Genomic DNA, 1,735 nt, shown 5'->3' on the forward strand with positions numbered 1-1,735 from the left:
GGAAAGCATCTCAACACTTTTTAACTCTATAACAAGTTTATCTTCGACTAATAAATCAATTCGATAGCCACTCTCAAGTTTAACTTCTTCGAAAATCAATGGAATTGATTTTTCTTTCTCAACTTTCAAACCCGCTTGTTTGAGTTTGTAATACAATCATTCTTTATATACATTTTCAAGTAAACCTGGACCTAATGCATTATGAACTTCTATTGCGATTCCGATAACTTTATTTGATATTTCATTTTCTGTCATTATTCTTTTTTTACTTTGCGAAAAACTTCTATACTTTGCGTTATATTTGAAATAACTAAAACGCTAATTTTAAGATCGCTAAGTTTATTTATGAAGTTAATATGTTAATAAACTAATACAAAAATAATTCATTTGATAGGAATAGACGAATTTTTCTGTTCAAATTCCTTATTTTTGAATTCTTATTTATATTTCTATGATTATACCACAATTTTTAAAGGCAGGAGATACTGTCGCTATTGTTTGTACAGCAAGAAAATTTTTTCCTGAAGATGCCAAACCAGCTATTGATTTATTAGAATCTTGGGGATTAAAAGTGAAATTAGGAAACACAATTGGTTTAAATAATTGCCAATTAGGTGGTACAGATACCGAACGTGCAGCAGATTTTCAAGCACAATTGGATGATGAAAACGTAAAAGCCATTTGGTGCGCTCGAGGCGGATATGGTACGGTTAGAATTATAGATTCAATAAATTTTACGAAATTTAAGAAACGCCCTAAATGGATTATGGGGTTTTCAGATGTAACGGTTTTGCATAGTCAATTGAATGTTGAACGTGTGGCGTCTTTGCATTCAATTATGCCTTTTACTGTTCCAAATGCACCTGAAGAAGTAAAAGAAACTTTACGAAAAGCACTTTTTGGAGAAACGATTTCATATACAATTCCTTCGAAAAGTTATGATGTAAAAGGAACTGCTTCGGGCGAATTGGTAGGCGGAAATATTTCTATTTTGTACAGTTTATTAGGTTCAAAATCAGCAATTGATACGAAAGACAAAATTCTTTTTATTGAAGATTTAGACGAATATTTATATCATATTGATCGAATGATGTACAATTTAAAGCGTAATGGTTATTTCGAAAATGTAAAAGGAATTATAGTAGGAAGTATGGCAGATATGCACGATAACGAAATTCCGTTTGGGCAAAATGAAGTACAAATTATTACAGAAATTGCTAAAGAAAATCGTATTCCAATAGCTTTTCAATTTCCAGCAGGACATCAATCGGATAATCGCACTTTGATTTTAGGAAAACAAGTTGATTTTGAAGTAAATGAAAAAGAAATCAAATTAAAATTTGATTAAATAACAATATAAAAAAATCCCAAATTCCAATCTTGAAACCTACTTTTGGAATTTGGAATTTGGAATTTTAACTATGGCAGAACACAACGAATTAGGAAAGCTTGGTGAAGAGCTGGCTGTAGATTTTTTAGTAAAAAACGGCTATGATATCTTAGAAACCAATTGGGTATTTCAAAAAGCAGAAGTTGATATTATCGCACAGAAAGGTGATATATTGGCTGTAATTGAAGTTAAAACACGCTCTTCATTAGATTATGGTTTACCGCAAGATTTTGTAAAGCCCAAAAAAATTCAACTTTTAGTAAAAGCCATAAATGAATACGTGATTGCCAATGATTTAGACGTTGAAGTTCGTTTTGATATTATCGCTATTCACGCAACTGGTAC

The 1,735-nt window shown here is 30.9% G+C and carries 2 protein-coding genes and 1 pseudogene; 2 read left to right on the forward strand and 1 reads right to left on the reverse strand.

All coding sequences use genetic code 11. The annotated features are described in order from the left end of the window. Positions 1-255, reverse strand: a pseudogene (locus ABWO04_RS11655) (GxxExxY protein); the annotation flags it as partial. A gap of 196 nt (positions 256-451) precedes the next feature. Here ABWO04_RS11655 and ABWO04_RS11660 point away from each other — a divergent pair. Both ABWO04_RS11660 and ABWO04_RS11665 read left to right on the forward strand, forming a co-directional pair. After that, positions 452-1,348, forward strand: coding sequence for a S66 peptidase family protein (locus ABWO04_RS11660; protein WP_353079858.1), 897 nt, complete (start codon positions 452-454; stop codon positions 1,346-1,348). A gap of 73 nt (positions 1,349-1,421) precedes the next feature. Then, positions 1,422-1,735, forward strand: a 314-nt coding sequence (locus tag ABWO04_RS11665) for a YraN family protein (RefSeq protein ID WP_353079859.1), incomplete at its 3' end; no start/stop codon positions are given.

It is taken from the genome of Flavobacterium sp. (assembly GCF_040382755.1).
Taxonomy (GTDB): domain Bacteria; phylum Bacteroidota; class Bacteroidia; order Flavobacteriales; family Flavobacteriaceae; genus Flavobacterium.